General features: G+C 67.5%; 15 protein-coding genes. 4 read left to right on the top strand and 11 right to left on the bottom strand.

What is annotated here, in order from left to right; translation table 11 throughout:
- Nucleotides 1–98 precede the first annotated feature (98 nt).
- Together ACRDNQ_RS00490 and ACRDNQ_RS00485 are read right to left on the bottom strand one after the other, a co-directional pair.
- Nucleotides 99–1,079 carry an HAD family hydrolase gene (locus ACRDNQ_RS00490; protein WP_431826658.1) on the bottom strand — a complete coding sequence of 327 codons (981 nt, stop codon included), beginning with the start codon at nt 1,077–1,079 and terminating at the stop codon, nt 99–101.
- Between the two features lie 87 nt (nt 1,080–1,166).
- Nucleotides 1,167–2,759 carry an arylsulfatase gene (locus ACRDNQ_RS00485; protein WP_431827829.1) on the bottom strand — a complete coding sequence of 531 codons (1,593 nt, stop codon included), beginning with the start codon at nt 2,757–2,759 and terminating at the stop codon, nt 1,167–1,169.
- Nucleotides 2,760–2,921: 162 nt separating this feature from the next.
- Here ACRDNQ_RS00485 and ACRDNQ_RS00480 point away from each other — a divergent pair, with 162 nt between their 5' ends.
- Nucleotides 2,922–3,614, top strand: a complete 693-nt coding sequence (locus tag ACRDNQ_RS00480; RefSeq protein WP_431826657.1) for a Crp/Fnr family transcriptional regulator — start codon at nt 2,922–2,924, stop codon at nt 3,612–3,614.
- A 4-nt stretch (nt 3,615–3,618) separates the two neighbouring features.
- Here ACRDNQ_RS00480 and ACRDNQ_RS00475 read toward each other — a convergent pair whose 3' ends face one another.
- Nucleotides 3,619–4,605: a 2-hydroxyacid dehydrogenase gene (locus tag ACRDNQ_RS00475; protein WP_431826656.1), complete on the bottom strand. Its 987-nt coding sequence runs from the start codon at nt 4,603–4,605 to the stop codon at nt 3,619–3,621.
- A 142-nt stretch (nt 4,606–4,747) separates the two neighbouring features.
- Here ACRDNQ_RS00475 and ACRDNQ_RS00470 point away from each other — a divergent pair, with 142 nt between their 5' ends.
- Nucleotides 4,748–5,248 carry an SH3 domain-containing protein gene (locus ACRDNQ_RS00470; protein WP_431826655.1) on the top strand — a complete coding sequence of 167 codons (501 nt, stop codon included), beginning with the start codon at nt 4,748–4,750 and terminating at the stop codon, nt 5,246–5,248.
- A gap of 71 nt (nt 5,249–5,319) precedes the next feature.
- Nucleotides 5,320–6,252: a cation diffusion facilitator family transporter gene (locus ACRDNQ_RS00465; protein WP_431826654.1), complete on the top strand. Its 933-nt coding sequence runs from the start codon at nt 5,320–5,322 to the stop codon at nt 6,250–6,252.
- On the opposite strand, the gene ACRDNQ_RS00460 is transcribed toward ACRDNQ_RS00465, so the two are convergent.
- The 8 genes from ACRDNQ_RS00460 to ACRDNQ_RS00425 form a co-directional block, all read right to left on the bottom strand.
- Nucleotides 6,221–8,239, bottom strand: a complete 2,019-nt coding sequence (locus tag ACRDNQ_RS00460) for a M3 family metallopeptidase (protein ID WP_431826653.1) — start codon at nt 8,237–8,239, stop codon at nt 6,221–6,223. The genes ACRDNQ_RS00465 and ACRDNQ_RS00460 overlap by 32 nt on opposite strands.
- Nucleotides 8,240–8,303: 64 nt before the next feature.
- Entirely contained in the window at nt 8,304–9,134 is an 831-nt protein-coding gene (locus ACRDNQ_RS00455) for an amino acid ABC transporter permease (RefSeq protein WP_431826652.1), read from the bottom strand.
- Nucleotides 9,135–9,207: 73 nt separating this feature from the next.
- Entirely contained in the window at nt 9,208–10,002 is a 795-nt protein-coding gene (locus tag ACRDNQ_RS00450) for a transporter substrate-binding domain-containing protein (RefSeq protein WP_431826651.1), read from the bottom strand.
- Between the two features lie 59 nt (nt 10,003–10,061).
- Nucleotides 10,062–11,144 carry a HesA/MoeB/ThiF family protein gene (locus ACRDNQ_RS00445; protein WP_431826650.1) on the bottom strand — a complete coding sequence of 361 codons (1,083 nt, stop codon included), beginning with the start codon at nt 11,142–11,144 and terminating at the stop codon, nt 10,062–10,064.
- Nucleotides 11,144–11,611, bottom strand: coding sequence for a dUTP diphosphatase (gene dut, locus ACRDNQ_RS00440; protein ID WP_431826649.1), 468 nt, complete (start codon nt 11,609–11,611; stop codon nt 11,144–11,146). The genes ACRDNQ_RS00445 and dut overlap by 1 nt, the downstream gene beginning before the upstream one ends.
- Entirely contained in the window at nt 11,608–12,813 is a 1,206-nt protein-coding gene (gene coaBC / locus ACRDNQ_RS00435) for a bifunctional phosphopantothenoylcysteine decarboxylase/phosphopantothenate--cysteine ligase CoaBC (protein WP_431826648.1), read from the bottom strand. Before coaBC ends, dut begins: the two co-directional genes overlap by 4 nt.
- A gap of 66 nt (nt 12,814–12,879) precedes the next feature.
- Nucleotides 12,880–13,707, bottom strand: coding sequence for a ChaN family lipoprotein (locus ACRDNQ_RS00430; protein WP_431826647.1), 828 nt, complete (start codon nt 13,705–13,707; stop codon nt 12,880–12,882).
- Nucleotides 13,704–14,582, bottom strand: coding sequence for an RNA polymerase factor sigma-32 (locus tag ACRDNQ_RS00425; RefSeq protein ID WP_431826646.1), 879 nt, complete (start codon nt 14,580–14,582; stop codon nt 13,704–13,706). Before ACRDNQ_RS00425 ends, ACRDNQ_RS00430 begins: the two co-directional genes overlap by 4 nt.
- A gap of 222 nt (nt 14,583–14,804) precedes the next feature.
- On the opposite strand from ACRDNQ_RS00425, the gene ACRDNQ_RS00420 reads away from it, so the two are divergent.
- Nucleotides 14,805–16,316: a YifB family Mg chelatase-like AAA ATPase gene (locus tag ACRDNQ_RS00420; RefSeq protein ID WP_431826645.1), complete on the top strand. Its 1,512-nt coding sequence runs from the start codon at nt 14,805–14,807 to the stop codon at nt 16,314–16,316.
- Nucleotides 16,317–16,330: the final 14 nt, after the last annotated feature.

Below are 16,330 nucleotides of genomic sequence, written 5' to 3'. Positions count from 1 at the left end.
CAGGTGGCGCCGACCCCGCATCGCCCGAAAGCGACAAGGGGTCGGCGCCGGGGCGCTGGTGCGCGGGGCCCACGAAGGCAGCGGCCCCGAAACTGGGCTCAGCGTTGTCCGGAGTAGATCCGCGACCAGTCGTTTGCCATGTCGACGATCAGCCAGCCCCGACCGGGTCCTTCGTCAAGCCCGCGCACGAGTTGCCCGATGTGGCTGTCGCGATCATAGGCGAACTCACGTTGGCCGTCGGTGTGATGCACGATCAAGCCAAGACGCGGCCCGTCGCCCGCCGTCGCCCATTCGAGCATGGCGAAATCGCCGTCCGAGTTGCCGCCCACAAGGATCGGGCGCTTGCCGATGTGGGTGTCGATCCCGACCGGCTTGCCTTCCTTGTCGTCGATGAAGGCGATACCGGGGTCCTTCAGGACCGTGGGCACGCCGTCGACCACCGCATAGCTCGTCTTGCCGGCGCTGCCGATCACGTTCTCGGGCGGGATGCCATAGGCTTCTTCCGCGAAGGCGCGCATGAAGTGGATGCCCCCGCCCGAGACGATATAGGTCGCGAAGTCCTCGTCGCGCAGGTAGCGCAGAAGCTCGAGCATCGGCTGATAGGTCATCTCGTCATAGGCCATCCCCGTCACCGGGTGGCGCGCGGTGTCAAGCCAGTCCCGGACGGCATCCTGATAGGCATCGACCGACAGGCCGGAATGCGAGACGCTGACGATCTCGAGCAGCGCCGCCTCGCCACCGGCGAGGGCGGCCTCGAGGTTGCCTTCGGCGGCCGCGCGCAGCGTATCCGAAGTCAGGATGGACGGGTCCGCCGCGGCAAGCGCGCGCAGGCGGTCGAGCGCGAAGAAAAGCTGGAAGTAGACGGGCTGCTCGGCCCAGAGCGTGCCGTCGTTGTCGAAGACGGCGATCCGGTCGGCCGGCGTGACATAGTCGGACGAGGTCGGGTCGGTCACGCGGTCGACGAAGTCGATGATGGTCGTCTTGGCGTCGGTGTCGTTCCACGACGGCAGCGGGTCGGCAAGGGCGGGCACGGCCAGAAGGACCGAGGCGAAAGCGGAAATGAAGATGGGTCGGATCATGTTGGACCTAACTGAAACGAATTGTGCAGGGTTTGCGCAAATCACGCGACCGAAAGGAAGGGGGCGCCCGAAGGCGCCCCACTTTTGTCAGCGCGCTCCTGCCGCGTTCCGAAGTTGCTCTTCGATACCCGAAAGGTTGAACGACCCGGGTGTCTGGCTCGGCGGATAGTCCTGCATGGTCTGCAGGAACTGCGCCGCGAGTCCCTGAATCGGGACGAGCACGAAGGCCCGGTCGAGGAACCAGTCGTTGTAGGTGTTCGAGTTGTGCTGAGCCTTCTCGAACGGGTCGCGGCGGAGGTTGAAGAGAAGCGGGACGCGCAGCTCGGTGAAGGGCTCGCGCCAGACGCCGAAGGCCTCGCCGCGGTTTTCCAGGAACACGGCTTTCCAGGCATCATAGCGTGCCGCGACCACCTGACCGTCGTCGTTGACGTACCAGAATTCCTTCCGCGGGCTTTCTTCAGCCTCACCCGACAGATAGGCGTTCAGGTCATAGCCGTCGATGTAGTTGCGATAGGTCCGGCCGTTCAGTTCGACCCCGTCGCGCAGTTGCTGCTTGATGTCGGGATTGCCGGCGAGGGCAGCGAAGGTGGGCAGCCAGTCCTCGTGGCTGACGATGCCGTTCAGTGTCACGCCTTCCTGGTACCGGCCCGGGAACCGCACGAAGGCCGGCACGCGATAGGCGCCTTCCCAGTTCGAGTTCTTTTCGCTGCGGAAGGGCGTGGTGCCGGCGTCGGGCCAGGTGTTGTAGTGCGGTCCGTTGTCCGTCGAATACATCACCAGCGTGTTGTCGGCGATGCCCAGCTCGTCCACGAGGTCGAGAAGTTCGCCCACGTGCATGTCATGTTCGACCATGCCGTCGTGGTATTCGTCGCCATCCGGGCCGGAAATGCCGGTAAGCTCTTCCTTCACGTGCGTGCGGAAGTGCATCCTCGTGGCGTTCCACCAGACGAAAAACGGCTCACCCGCCGCCACCGCGTCGGTGATGAAACGCTTGGCCTCGGCAATTGTCTCGTAGTCGACGTTCTCCATCCGCTCCTTTGTAAGGGGGCCGGTATTCTCGATTCGCTGCGTGCCGTCTTCGTTGGCCCAGCTGTGGATCACGCCGCGCGGGCCGAATTCCTCAAGGAAAGTCCTGCCGTTGGCCAGCACCATGTCCCCGGGATAATCGCGGTTCTCGGGCTCTTCCTCGGCGTTTAGGTGATAGAGATTGCCGAAAAACTCGTCGAAGCCATGGTTCGTCGGCAGATGCTCGTCTCGGTCGCCCTGGTGGTTCTTGCCGAACTGGCCCGTGCGGTAGCCCTGCGACTTGAGGACCGTGGCCATCGTCACGTCGGTTTCCTGCCAGCCCTGCTCTGCTCCGGGAAGGCCGACCTTGGTCATGCCCGTGCGCACCGGCACGTTGCCTCCGATAAAGGCGGCGCGGCCTGCAGTGCAGCTCTGCTGCGCATAGTAGTCGGTGAAGCCCACGCCTTCGGCCGCGATGCGGTCGATATTGGGGGTCTCGTAGCCCATCATCCCGCGGTTGTTGTGGCTGATGTTCCAGGTCCCGATGTCGTCGCCCCAGATCACGAGGATGTTGGGCTTCTCCTCCTGCGCCCAGGCCGGGGCGGCCAGCGCGACCACAAGGCAGGCCGCCGCGGCACGGCGTATTCCGACCGGCCAGCGCCCCAATGATTTCACATATTCCAAAGTTCTTCTCCCTCTCCCGGACCTAACAGGCAGGCGGCACGCTTCAAGGCGTGCGGAAGCGGTCGGGGATGGCTTGCCATGCCTGCGCCGGATAAGGTTAACTGAAAGCGCGGAAAGCAAATCCGTCAGATGATCGACTCGCAGGGAATATTGATGCCTCTGCCCCGAGAAGAGACGCGAAGATCCACCGAACTCCTGTCGGTACGCGGGTGGCTCGCGTCGCGCGATCCGGCGTTTCAGCAGCAGGTGCTTGCGTTGGCCCGGCTGCGCAGCTTCGCGCCGAAGCAGACGATCTACCGCGTGGGGGACGAACCCGACGGGCTTTACGGGGTGGTCGAAGGATCGGTGTCGATCTCGGTCCCGACGGACAATGGCCTCGATTACCTGGCTGTCCGGGCGGACCCAGGCCTCTGGATCGGGGACCTGGCCCTGTTTTCCGACCAGCGGCGGCTTGTGACCGTGACCGCGGCGACCGCGGTCACGGCGCTTTTCGTGTCGGCGCTCGACATGCGCGCGATCGTGCGCGCCGATCCCGAGCGCTTTCGCGATTTCTATGCCCTGACGCACGAGAACATGGCGCTGACGCTGCGGCTTCTGACGAATGTGGCCACGCCGGGATCGGACCACCGGCTTGGGATGCGGCTGTTGCAGCATGACGACATGCAACCGACGCCCGGCCAGTGGCTGGAGTATTCCCAGGACGAACTGGCACAGATGCTGGCGATGTCGCTGCCGACGCTTCAGCGCGCGCTCAAGCGGCTGGCGCAGGCCGGGATGATCGAGGTCGGCTATGCGCGGATGCGCGTGATCGACCGCGACCGCCTGATTTCCTACTGCGCGGCCTGAGGGATCACAGCATCGCCGGCACGACCAGGTCGGGCGGGCGGTGCCCGTCGGCGAAGGTCTTGATGTTGATGATGACCTTCTCGCCCATCTCGGCCCGCCCTTCGACCGTGGCCGAGCCCATGTGCGGAAGCAGGACGACGTTCGACAACTCGCGCAGACGCGGGTTGATCTCGTGCCCGCGCTCGAACACGTCGAGCCCCGCGCCCGCGATTTCGCCCGCGCGCAGCATCCGGGTCAGCGCGTTCTCGTCGATCACCTCGCCGCGCGAGGTGTTCACGATCACCGCCGAGGGCTTGAGCAGCTTCAGCCGCCGCGCGTTCATCAGGTGGAAGGTCGAGGGTGTGTGCGGGCAGTTGATCGAGATGATGTCCATCCGGCTGACCATCTGATCGAGGCTTTCCCAGTAGGTCGCCTCGAGGTCCTGTTCGATCTCGGGCCGCAGGCGCTTGCGGTTGTGATAGTGCACCTGCATCCCGAAGGCGCGCGCGCGCCGCGCCACGGCCTGACCGATTCGGCCCATGCCAAGGATGCCCAGCCGGCGCCCGCCGACACGGCCGCCAAGGTTCGCGGTCGGCGCCCAGCCCTCCCACCGGCCGGACTGCATGATGGCAAGCCCCTCGGGGATGCGCCGCGTCACGGCGAGAATCAGGGCAATCGTCATGTCGGCGGTGTCCTCGGTCATGACGCCGGGTGTGTTCGACACCAGGATACCGCGCTGGCGGGCCGTGTGGACGTCGATATGGTCGACCCCGGCACCGTAGTTCGCGATCAGCTTCAGCTTCTCGCCGGCCTGCCCCAGAAGGCCCGCGTCGATGTGATCGGTGACGCAAGGCACCAGAACATCGGCCCGCTGCATCGCCGCGGCAAGCTGGTCGCGGGTCATCTTGCGATCGTCGGTGTTGAGGTCGACGTCGAAGAGTTCCTTCATCCGGGTCTCGACCACTTCCGGCAACCGTCGCGTGACGACAACACTCAGCCGTTCAGTTGGCATCGAGCTCTCCCTTCGCTTCCCTTGCGCGGCGCGTGCTGGCAAAGTGGCAAGTAACCGGGATCGGCACAAGAGAGGCCGGCCCGGGCCCCCGCGGAAAACGCGGGCTAACGAGGCAGTATTCAGGAAACGGGGCAGGTCTTCGATGAGGATCGCTGTTATACTTTCGTTCGCGATCACGGTCGCGATCATTCTGGCCGGCAACGCGCAGGCCGAGACGCGCGGCCAGGTCACCAATCTTCCGATCCCGCGCTACGTCTCGCTCAAGACGTCCGAGGGCAACGTGCGGCGCGGTCCGTCGCTGTCGCACAAGATCGACTGGGTGTTCCTGCGCCGCGACATGCCGCTGCAGATCACCGGCGAATTCGGCCACTGGCGCCGCGTGCAGGATCGCGACGGACAGGGCGGCTGGGTGCATTACTCGCTTCTGTCGGGCAACCGGACGGTGATCGTCGACCGCGATCTGGCGGCGCTGCACGTCAAGCCCGACCCGCAGGCCCCGGTCAACGCCTATGCCGAGGCGGGCGTCGTCGCGCAGCTTGGCGAATGCAACGCCGAGTGGTGCCGGATCAGCGCCGGAGGCCAGCGCGGCTGGATCGAGAAGGCCGCGCTTTGGGGCGTCGAGCCGGACGAAATCCGCGAATAGCCCCGGTTCCGTCCGCCGCCGGCCTGAGCTAGGGTCCGACCAGGCTCAACGACGTTCCAGGACCTGCCGGCGTGACGAACGCGACGCGATTGAACATCTCGGCCGGCGCCGCCTCGGTGGCCGTGGCGCTGGTGCTGGTGGCGCTGAAGCTGTGGGCGCTGGCGGAAACCGGCGCGCTGTCCATTGCCGCAAGCCTAGCCGACAGCGCCATGGACCTGATGATGTCGCTGGGCGGGCTTGCCGCGATCCTTTACGCCGCGCGGCCGCCGGACGAGGACCACGCCTTCGGCCACACCTCGGCCGAGGATCTTGCCGCGCTGGGCCAGTCGATCTTCATCCTTGTGTCCGCGGGCGTGATCGGTTGGGCGGCGGCGGCCCGGCTTCTGGCCGACACCCCGACCGAGCTTCGGTCGGAAGGGCGCGGCATGATCGTCATGGCGGCCTCGATCCTGCTGACGCTGGCGCTGGTGGTCTGGCAACGACGGGTCGCCGCCCGCACCGGAAGCCGCGTGGTGAAGGCCGATTCGCTGCACTATCTGGGCGACCTTCTTCCCAACATCGGAGCGATCGTTTCGCTTTGGGCGTCGGCGCGCTTCGGGCTGGTGCAGATCGATAGCGTGGTGGCCATGGGCGCGGCGGCGATGCTGGCGGTGGGCGCTCTGCGCATCGGCAAGGGGGCCTGGGACGCGCTGATGGACCGCCGCGCCGAACCCGCCATGATCGCGCGGATCGAGGCGATCGCGGACGACTGGCCCGGGGTCCACGGCTATCACGACCTGAAGACCCGGACCGCCGGAAGCCGCGTCTTCGTGAACATGCACATCGAGCTTGATGGCGCGCAGTCGCTGGACGAGGCGCACGCCATCGGCGCGGCGCTGCGCCGGGCGATCCTGAAGGAATTCCCGCAAGCCGACGTGATCATCCACAAGGACCCGGTCGGCGTGCAGCCGCACCCCGAAGACCCGTCGCGCGTCACGCCGCGTCGAGAAGCCCCCGCCCCCTGAGCAGCGCCTCGACCCCAGGCATCCGCCCGCGGAAGGCGGTGTAAAGGTCTTCGGCCTCGTCCGAACCGCCGGACGACAGGATGTGGGTTTCGAGCTTCCTCGCGAGGTCGGCGTCGAAGGGATCGCCGGCCTCTTCGAAGGCGGCGAAGGCGTCAGCGTCCATCACCTCGGACCACATGTAGCTGTAGTAGCCCGACGAATAGCCGTCGCCCGAGAAGACATGTGCGAAATGCGGTGTGGCGTGACGCATCCGGATTGCGCGCGGCATGCCGAGCTCGGCCAGCACCTCGGCCTCGCGCTGGATCGGATCGGCGGGCGCCGGCCCGTCGTGGAAGGCCAGGTCGACCAGGGCCGAGGCCACGTATTCGACCGTCTGGAACCCCATGTCATAGGTCGCGGCCGCCAGAAGACGGTCAAGAAGGTCGCGCGGCATCGCCTCGCCCGTCGTGGCATGCGTCGCGAATTCGGCCAGCACATCGGGCACGTCCAGCCAGTGTTCGTAAAGCTGGCTGGGCAGTTCGACGAAATCACGGGCGACCGACGTCCCCGAGATCGATTCGTAGGTCACGTCGCTCAGCATCTGGTGCAGGGCGTGTCCGAATTCGTGAAACAGCGTCCGCGCGTCGTCATAGGACAGAAGCGCGGGATCGCCCTTGGCGAAGTTGCAGACGTTCACGACGATGGGCCGGGTCTCGCCGCCCAAGCGCTTTTGCTGGCGCATCGCCGAACACCAGGCCCCGGACCGCTTCGAACCGCGGGCGAAGTAGTCGCCGATGAAGACGGCGACATGCTCGCCGTCCCGCGTCACTTCCCAGGCGCGGGCGTCGGGATGGTAAAGCTCTGCGTCGAGCGGCCGGAACTGAAGCCCGAAAAGCCGGGACGCACAGGCGAAGGAGGCTTCAATCATCCGGTCGAGCTGGAAGAACGGCTTCAGCGCGGCCTCGTCGAGGTCGTGTTCCGCCTTGCGCCGCCTCTCGGCGTAGAAGCGCCAGTCCCACGGTTCCAAAGGTCCGTCGATCCCGTCCGATCGCAGCATCCCTTCAAGCACCGCCGCATCGGCCAGCGCCGCGGCCTTCGCCGGGGTCCAGACCTGCATCAGAAGATCCCGCACGGCGGCGGGTGTCTTCGCCATTTCGGTTTCAAGCTTGTAGGCGGCGAAAGTGTCGTATCCCAAAAGGCGCGCGCGCTCGTCGCGCAGCTTCAGGATCTCGGCGGCGATGGCGCGGTTGTCGTTGCCGTTCCCATTCGCGCCGCGGGCGACCCAGGCCTCGTAGGCCTTCTTCCGCAGGTCCCGGCGCGGCGAGAACTGCAGGAAGGGCACGATGAGCGACCGCGACAGCGTGACGACCGGACCATCCAGCCCCTTTTCCGCGCCAGCCGCGCGCGCGGCCGAGACGACGAAATCGGGCAGCCCGTCAAGATCGACCTCGGACAGCGCCATGAACCATTCGCGTTCGTCGGCAAGAAGATTCTGCGTGAACTCGGTCCCAAGAACGGCAAGGCGTTCCTTGACCGCGGCGAGACGGTCGCGCGCCTCGCCGTCCAGCTCGGCCCCGGCGCGGACGAAGCCCCGTCGCGTCAGCATCAGCACGCGCGCCTGTTCGGGCGTCAGGTCAAGCGTGTCGCGCGCCTGCCAGAGCGCCTCGATCCGCTCGAACAAGGGGCGGTTCTGGGTGATCTCTGACCCATAAGCCGCAAGCCGGGGCGAGAAGGCGCGCATCAGCGCCTCACGCTCGGGGTTCGAATCCGACCCCGCGACGTTGTAGAACACGCCCAGCACGCGATTGAGCGTCGCGTCGGCCTCTTCCAGAGCCTCGATGGTGTTGGCGAAGGTCGGCGCTTCGGGGGTCTCGGCAATTGCGCGAATATTGGCCCGCGCCTCGTCCAGCGCGGCCTCGAACGCCGGCGCAAAATGCGCGTCACGAATGTCCGCGAAGGGCGGCAGGGCGAAATCTGTGGTCCAGTCGGCGAGAAGCGGGTTGGTCATGACGATGCCTTTCGGTGGCTTGATCCGGACTTAGTTCCTGCCCGCGCCGGCTACCAGTGGAGTGTCAGCCATTCTGTCCGGGGACACGCCGCAGCCGGCGTTCAAGACGGCGCAGAACAAGCGACAGCGACACCGTCATGATGAGATAGATCAGCGCGACGACGTTGTAGGTCTCGAAGTAGCGGAAATTGCCCGCTGCCGTCACCTTGCCCAACTGGGTGATGTCAAGAACGCCCAGCACCGAGACAAGTGAGCTGTCCTTGACCATGGCGATGAAGTCGTTGCCAAGCGGCGGCAGGATCGTGCGGAAGGCTTGCGGAAAGACGATCAGGCGGAAGCGCTGCCAGCCGTTCAGGCCCAGCGCCTCGCCAGCCTCGATCTGGCCCTTGTCCACCGACTGCAGACCGGCGCGAAAAACCTCGGCAATGAAGGCCGAATAGGCGATGGTCAGCGCGATGATGGCGCGCCACAGAAGGGTGAAGTCGCGGGTGCGGATCGGATCGAAGCCAAGACCCGTCGCGATCCAGTTCCAGAAAGCCACCATCGCGGGCGCAAGGACGAAGGCCACGTAAAGCAGAAGGACGACGATCGGGACGCCGCGGACGATCTCGATGTAGAAGCGCGCAAGCTGGCGCAGCGCAATGTGCCGCGACAGGCAGGCCACCGCGAGCAGAAGCCCCAACGCCGAGGCCAGCGTGAAGGCCACGAGCGTGACGAAGATGGTGATCCCGATGCCCTTCGACAGGGTCTGAAGCACCTGTCGGTAGATGTCGTTGGCGATCACCTCGTAAAGCAGATAGGCCGCCAGCGCCGCGGCGACGACAAGCCACCAGGGAAAGTCCCTGTCGTCTGGAGGTGTTGGTGTCACGCGGGCATGGTCCTTGCGGTCGGGCAACGGGGCGGCCAAGGTCGGCCGCCCCGGCAGGGGTCAATCAGCGATGGACGCTGCGGCGCGGCGCGCCCGCCGGTCAGCCGCCGACCTTGAAGTCGAGGAACCAGCGCTTGTTCAGCGCGTCGATCGTGCCGTCATCCTTCATCGACTGGATCGCCGCGTTCATCGGCCCGACCAGGTCCGAGCCCTTCGGGAAGATGAAGCCGAAATCCTCGGTCCCAAGCTTTTCGCCCACGATCTTGAGCGCGCCGTTCGACGCGGCGACATAGCCCTCGCCGGCGGTGCCGTCGGTCAGGACCAGGTCGACATCGCCCGCACGCAGCGCCTGAACGCCCGCGCCGAAGGTCTCAAACAGCTTGATGCGCGGGTTCGCCTCGTCGCCGTCAAGCACATCGTAGACCGCGACATAGAACGGGGTCGTGCCGGGCTGCGCGGCGACCAGAAGGTCGGCGTCGGCGGCGAACTCGGCCGCGTTCGAGAAGCGGTCCTCGTCGCCGCGCACCATCATCACCATTTCCGACCGCATGTAGGGATCGGAGAAGTCGACGACCTCGGCCCGATCCTCGCGGATGGTGATGCCGGTCATGCCCATGTCGAACTGACCCTCGCTCACGGCGGCGATCATCGCATCCCAGCTGATGTTCTCGTAGGTGACGGTGATGTTCAGCCGCTTGGCGATTTCGGCCATCGCGTCGTATTCCCAGCCGATCGCCTCGCCCGTGATCGGGTCGACGAACTGGAGCGGCGGATAGGCGTTTTCGGTCACCACCACCACCTCGCGTCCGCCCAGATCGGGCAGATGGCCGGCGGCCATGGCGCCGGTCGCCCAGACCGTGGCCGCGACGGCGGCCAGCACATTCAGAAGTTTCATCGGGTTCTCCCTGCTGGATTGTTCGCGTGAGTATGCGCTGCGCCGCGCCGGGCGCAAGATCAGCCGCCGCAGACCGGGCATTCGGGCCGCGGTCGCAGCGTCATGGTGCGTGCCTCGGCGTGGAGTGCATCGAAAACCAGCACGCGCCCGTGCAGCGTGTGTCCCGCGCCGGTGACCTGCTTGACGGCTTCGGCCGCCATGATCGTGCCGACGATCCCCGGCAGCGGCCCCAGCACGCCGCCCTCGGCGCAGCTTGGCGCGACGCCGGCGGCGGTCGGCACCGGGAAAAGGCAAGCATAGCAGGGGCCGCCTCGGACAGGATCGAAGAGAGACACCTGCCCCTCCCACTGGGAGAGCGCGCCGAAGATCAGCGGCTTTCTCGCGGCGAAGGCCGCACGGTTGGCAAGGTATTTCGTCGCGATGTCGTCCGTGCCCTCGACGATCAGATCGTAGTCGTCGAACAGATCGGTGGCGATCTCTTCGGTGAAGCGACGGTTGTAGGGGCGGACCGTGACCAGCGGGTTCTGGCCCTCGACGGCCGCCTTCGCGGAAAATACCTTGGGCAGGCCCCGCCGCGCATCGCTGTGGATCACCTGCCGCTGCAGGTTGGCCACCTCGACCACGTCGTCGTCGATCACGCCGAGGGTCCCGACACCAGCCGCGCCAAGGTATTGCAGGACGGGCGAGCCCAGCCCCCCTGCCCCGATCACCAGCACCCGTGCCTCGCGCAGGCACTTCTGGCCCGGGCCGCCGATCTCGCGCAGGACGATGTGGCGGGCGTAGCGCTCGACCCCGGTCTCGGCGGATGCCCGGTCGGCGGTCCCCCCTGCGCTTCCCCGGGCACTTCCCCCGGCGCTTCCCGGCCCGGCCTTCGGGCGGTTTTCGGGGCGCACCCTGTCGCGCAACTTGCCAAGGCCCAGCCGATAGACCCAGACGGCCAGCCCCAGAAGGCCAAGCGCCAGCCATTCGCCACGGCTGCCACCCAGCGCGGCGCGCAGGGGGTTTGCTTCGGGCAAGGCCACCTGAACGCCAAGAACCGCCACGTAAAGCAGGCAGATCATCAGCCAGCGAGCGGATGTCGGGGCCTTGGCATAGTGGCCAAGCATCCAGATCCCGGCGACCAGCGCGAGGAAGAGAACCATCAGTGACGCCCGGTCGATCCGAAACCGCCGTCGCCGCGTCCGGTTTCGTCCAGCGTCTCGACCAGCGCAAACCGTGCCTGCACCACCGGGGCCACGATCATCTGTGCAATCCGTTCGCCATGGGCGACGACATAGGGCTCGGCCCCCAGATTGACGAGAAGCACACCCAGCGGGCCGCGATAGTCGCTGTCGATGGTGCCCGGCGTATTCGGAAGCGTGATGCCGTGCTTCAGGGCCAGGCCCGAGCGCGGGCGGATCTGGATCTCGAACCCGTCGGGGATCACCACGCGAAGCCCGGTGGGCACGATCCGCCGCTCCATCGGCTGAAGGACAAGGCCGGTGTCGCGCAGCGGCTGGGGCAGGTTCGCGCGGATGTCCGCGCCGGCCGATCCCGGTGTGGCATAGTCGGGCAGCGGCACCTCGGCGTCGGCGTCTGCGTCCCGGAAAAGGCCGACCGTGACGCTCATGCGCCCGCCGTCAGGTGTGCGGCGATCCGCGCGGCAAGCCTTCGGCCGACCTCCGCCTTCGACAGCCTCGGCCAGGTCTCGGAGCCCTCGGCATGGATCAGCGTGACCGCGTTCTCGGTCCCGCCCATGATGCCGGTGCCGGCGCTGACGTCGTTGGCGACGATCCAGTCGCACCCCTTGCGCGCTCGTTTCGCCGTGGCGTTGGCGATGACGTCGTCGGTCTCGGCGGCGAAGCCCACCACCAAAGCGGGGCGGCCCGTCGGCATCCGCGCGACGGTGGCAAGGATGTCGGGGTTCTCGACAAGGCGAAGCTCGGGCACGCCGCCCTTGGCCGTCTTCTTGATCTTGCCGGCCTGCGCCCCGTCGACGCGCCAGTCCGCCACGGCGGCGGCGAACACCGCGGCATCGGCGGGAAGCGCGGCGGTGACGGCGTCAAGCATCTCTTGCGCGGTTTCCACCCGGATCACGGTCGCGCCGCGCGGCATCGCCGCCTCGGCCGGACCGGTGACGAAGCTTACACGCGCGCCCAGATTCGCCAGCGCCTCGGCGATCGCAGCGCCCTGCGCCCCGGACGACCGGTTGGCGATGAAGCGCACCGGGTCGATGGGTTCATGCGTCGGGCCCGACGTGACGATGAGGTGCCGGCCCTTCAGCGGCCCTTCGCCCAGCCCAGCGGCGGCGGCCGCGACGATCTCGGCCGGTTCTGCCATGCGTCCGAAGCCGAATTCGCCGCAGGCCATGTCGCCTTCGTTCGGCCCCACCGTCAGAACGCCGTCGGCCAGAAGGGTCGCAAGGTTTCGCGCCGTGGCGGGATGCTCCCACATGCGGACGTTCATCGCGGGTGCGATCAGCACGCGCTTGTCGGTCGCCATCAGCAGCGTCGAGGCCAGGTCGTCGGCATGCCCGCCCGCCATCTTCGCCATGAGATCGGCCGTGGCCGGCGCCACGACCAGAAGATCGGCGGCGCGGGAAAGCTCGATATGGCCCATCTCGGCCTCGTCGGTCAAGTCGAAGAGATCGGTATAGACCTTCTCGCCCGCCAGTGCCGACGCCGACAGCGGCGTGACGAATTCCTGCGCGGCGCGGGTCAGAACCGGGGTGACGGCCGCCCCCTGCTCCTTCAGCCGCCGGATCAGGTCAAGCGCCTTGTAGGCGGCGATCCCGCCGCCGATGATCAGAAGTATGCGTCTGCCTGCCAGCATGGGCACCCCTCGCGCCTGTCGCGCCCCAAGTCCTACGGGCCATGGGCCGCAACCGCAAGCGCGGCGCTAGGGGCGCAGGTCCTTGCAGGGGTCCGCGCGCGCGGCGGCCTCGGTCACAAGCCAGAGGTCGAAAGGCGGCGCGGCGTCGGCGGCCTCTTCGTACTGCCCGACCGACAGGACCGAAAGGCCGGGTGCCGCCGCAGCCAGCAGCGCCGGTACCCCCCAGTCGGTCCGGGCATGGCCGTTTCCGGTGATCACCACAACCGGTCCGCCGGTCTCGGCGTGGGCGGCGAGCGTCGCGCGCGCCAACCAGGCATCGCGCAGGCGCTGCGCCTCGACCATGCCGGGCAGAAGATCGTCGGGCAGCGCGTCGCAATGGGCGACCCGCTGCTCCTCGATGCGGAGGGCGCGCTCGACCTCGGGCAGCGGACGGTCCAGGGCGAAGGCCTCCGCCCCCTCTCCGAAGACGGCCGCCGCCCCGTCGCGCACCGCTTGACGCGCCGCCGCGACGGTTTCGGTTCCGCCCCGGAACGCGGCCCCGCGCGCGGCCAGGAACACCGGGTAATACATGCCGAAATCGGGCCAACCCGCTGCGTCCCAGCCCAGCACCGCGCCAAGCGCCGGTTCCGAGGCCAGAAGCGCCGGCGTGATGCGCCCGGCCTGATCAGGGCTCAGCATCTCGAATACGATGGCGCGGGGTGCGATGGCTTCGACCGCGATCGCCTGATGGGCATGGTGGACGGGGTTGTCGTGCACCTCGCCCAGCACAACGATGTCGGCGGGGGGCAGGTCGTAAAGCCCGGTCGCGTCGATCTCGACCGCCTCGGACCCCGACGCCGAAAGTGCCGCCCAAAGGACGGCACCTGCGGTCGGGCCGAGGGCGGCGCGGATCATGCGAAGAACTGGTGAACCTCGCTGGACTGCGATTCAAGGCTCTTGCGCATCTTGCCGAACGCGGCGGCCTCAAGCTGGCGCACCCGCTCTTTCGACAGCCCAAGCTCATCGCCCAGGCTTTCCAGCGTGCGCGGGTCGTCGCGCAGCTTGCGTTCGCGCACGATGAAGCGTTCACGCTCATTCAGGCCGGACATCGCCGTGACAAGCCAGCCGCGCAGCGTGTCGATGTCCTTGCGATGCTCGACCGCGGCAGATTGCTGGGCGTTCTCGTCCTCAAGCGTGTCGATCCACTCGCGCCCCTCGTCGTCGGTCGACTGCGTGGCGTTGAGCGAGAAGTCCGACCCGGCGAGCCGACCCTCCATCATCTCGACGTCGTGAAGCGGCACACCCACCTCGGTCGCGATCATCTGGCGCAGTTGGTGGCGGTCCAGCGTCTCGCCGGCGGCCACGGCTTCGCGCTCGAGCCGGGCCTGCACGCGCCGCATGTTAAAGAACAGCGACTTCTGCGACGACGTCGAGCCGGTCCGCACCATCGACCAGTTGCGCATCACGTAGTCCTGAATCGAGGCCTTGATCCACCAGACGGCATAGGTCGAAAAGCGCACGCCGCGGTCGGGGTCGAACTTGTCGGCGGCCTTCATCAGGCCAAGCCCCGCCTCCTGGATGAGGTCGTTCATCGGCGCGCCATAGCGGCGAAACTTCGAGGCCATCGAGATTGCAAGCCGCATGTAGGCGGTGACCAGCCGGTGCAGCGCTTCCTCGTCGCGATGATCGCGCCAGGCGTAGGCAAGTCTGAGTTCGGTCTCGGCGTCGAGCAGTTCTGCCTGCATCGCGCGCCGCGACAGCGTCTGATCCGAAAACCCGTCGAGTGCCATTCAAAAACTCCCCGGTTTCTTGGTGACCAAATCTTGCGGTCTTCATCTTGTGTGACGCAGATTGTTACGTGGTCACCGCCCGGCCGGATCACAGGAAAGATGACAAAATCGTTACTCTTGCGTCCGCCACCGCAGCTTCTCCACGCTTCGTTAACCATTCCTAAACCAGCGCTGCCGTAGCCCGGTCCTGCATGGTTTTCAGCAACGTTTCCGGGATCTCGCATGGTCGCGCGCGCCTATACCGTGGCATTCGAGGGGATCGAGGCGCGTCTTGTCGAGGTCCAGTGCGCCGTGGCGCCCGGCGTGCCGGCCTTCTCGATCGTAGGGCTCCCCGACAAGGCGGTCTCCGAAGCACGCGAGCGCGTGCGCGCAGCGCTGACCGCGATGGCGATCGCCCTGCCCGCGCGGCGCATCACGATCAACCTGTCACCGGCCGATCTGCCGAAGGAAGGGTCGCACTTCGACCTGCCGATCGCGCTGGCGCTTCTGGCGGCGATCGACGTCGTGCCGGCGGACGACGTCGAAGGCGCTGTGGCGCTGGGCGAGCTGTCGCTTGACGGCTCGCTCGTGCAGGTCGCGGGGGCGCTTCCGGCGGCGGTCGCGGCGGCGGAAAGCGGCCGGACGCTGCTGTGCCCCAAGGGCTGCGGCGCCGAGGCCGCCTGGGTCGACGCGACCAAGGTCGTGGGCGCGCCGTCCCTGGCCGAGATGGTGGCCCATCTGACCGGCCGCGCACCACTGGCGCCGGCCACGCCGGGCGAAGTGCGCGTCGATCCCCTGGTCCGCGACCTGCGTGACGTGAAGGGGCAGGAACGCGCCAAGCGCGCGCTCGAGATCGCGGCGGCCGGGCGGCATCACCTGCTGCTTGTCGGCACGCCGGGGTCGGGCAAGTCGATGCTGGCCGCACGCCTGCCCGGCATCCTGCCGCCGCTGAGCGCGGCCGAGGCGCTGGAAACCTCGATGATCCACTCGCTTTGCGGACTTCTCGACGAAGGCGGCATCTCGCGCAGCCGCCCCTTCCGCCAGCCGCATCACACCGCGTCGATGGCCGCGATCGTGGGCGGCGGGAAGGGCGCAAAACCGGGCGAGATCAGCCTGGCGCACAACGGCGTCCTGTTTCTGGACGAGTTCCCCGAATACCCACGGGGCGTGCTGGAGACGCTGCGCCAGCCGATCGAGACAGGCGACGTCGTCGTGGCCCGCGCCAACGCCCACGTGCGCTATCCCTGTCGCTTCATGCTGGTCGCCGCCGCCAACCCCTGCAAATGCGGCCACCTGACCGATCCGGGCCGCGCCTGCGGACGGGCGCCCCTGTGCGGCGAAGATTACATGGGCCGGATCTCGGGCCCGCTGATGGACCGTTTCGACCTGCGGGTCGACGTGCCGCCCGTGTCCTACCGCGATCTCGACATTCCCGCCGATGGCGAGACCAGCGCCGCCGTCGCCGCCCGCGTCGCCGCCGCGCGCGACAGACAGGCCCGGCGCTTCGACGGCACCGGCGATGCCCGCGTCAACGCCGATGCCGAGGGGGCGCTGCTGGAACAGGTGGCCGCCCCCGATGACGAGGGCCGCGCCTTCCTTGCCCGCGCCGCCGAGCGCTTTGGCCTGTCGGCACGCGGCTATCATCGCGTCATGCGCGTGGCCCGCACCATCGCCGACCTCGACGGCGCCGACCGCGTAGGCCGCGCGCATGTCGCCGAGGCGATCAGCTTCCGGATACCTGCCGCCGCGGCCTAGCCACGAGCCGCGGC

This window comes from Saliniferula longa, assembly GCF_050789285.1.
In the GTDB taxonomy this organism is placed as follows: Bacteria; Pseudomonadota; Alphaproteobacteria; order Rhodobacterales; family Rhodobacteraceae; genus CAVPWP01.
The sequence above is the reverse complement of the archived record's forward strand: the minus strand, read 5'-3'. Positions and strand labels throughout refer to the sequence as shown.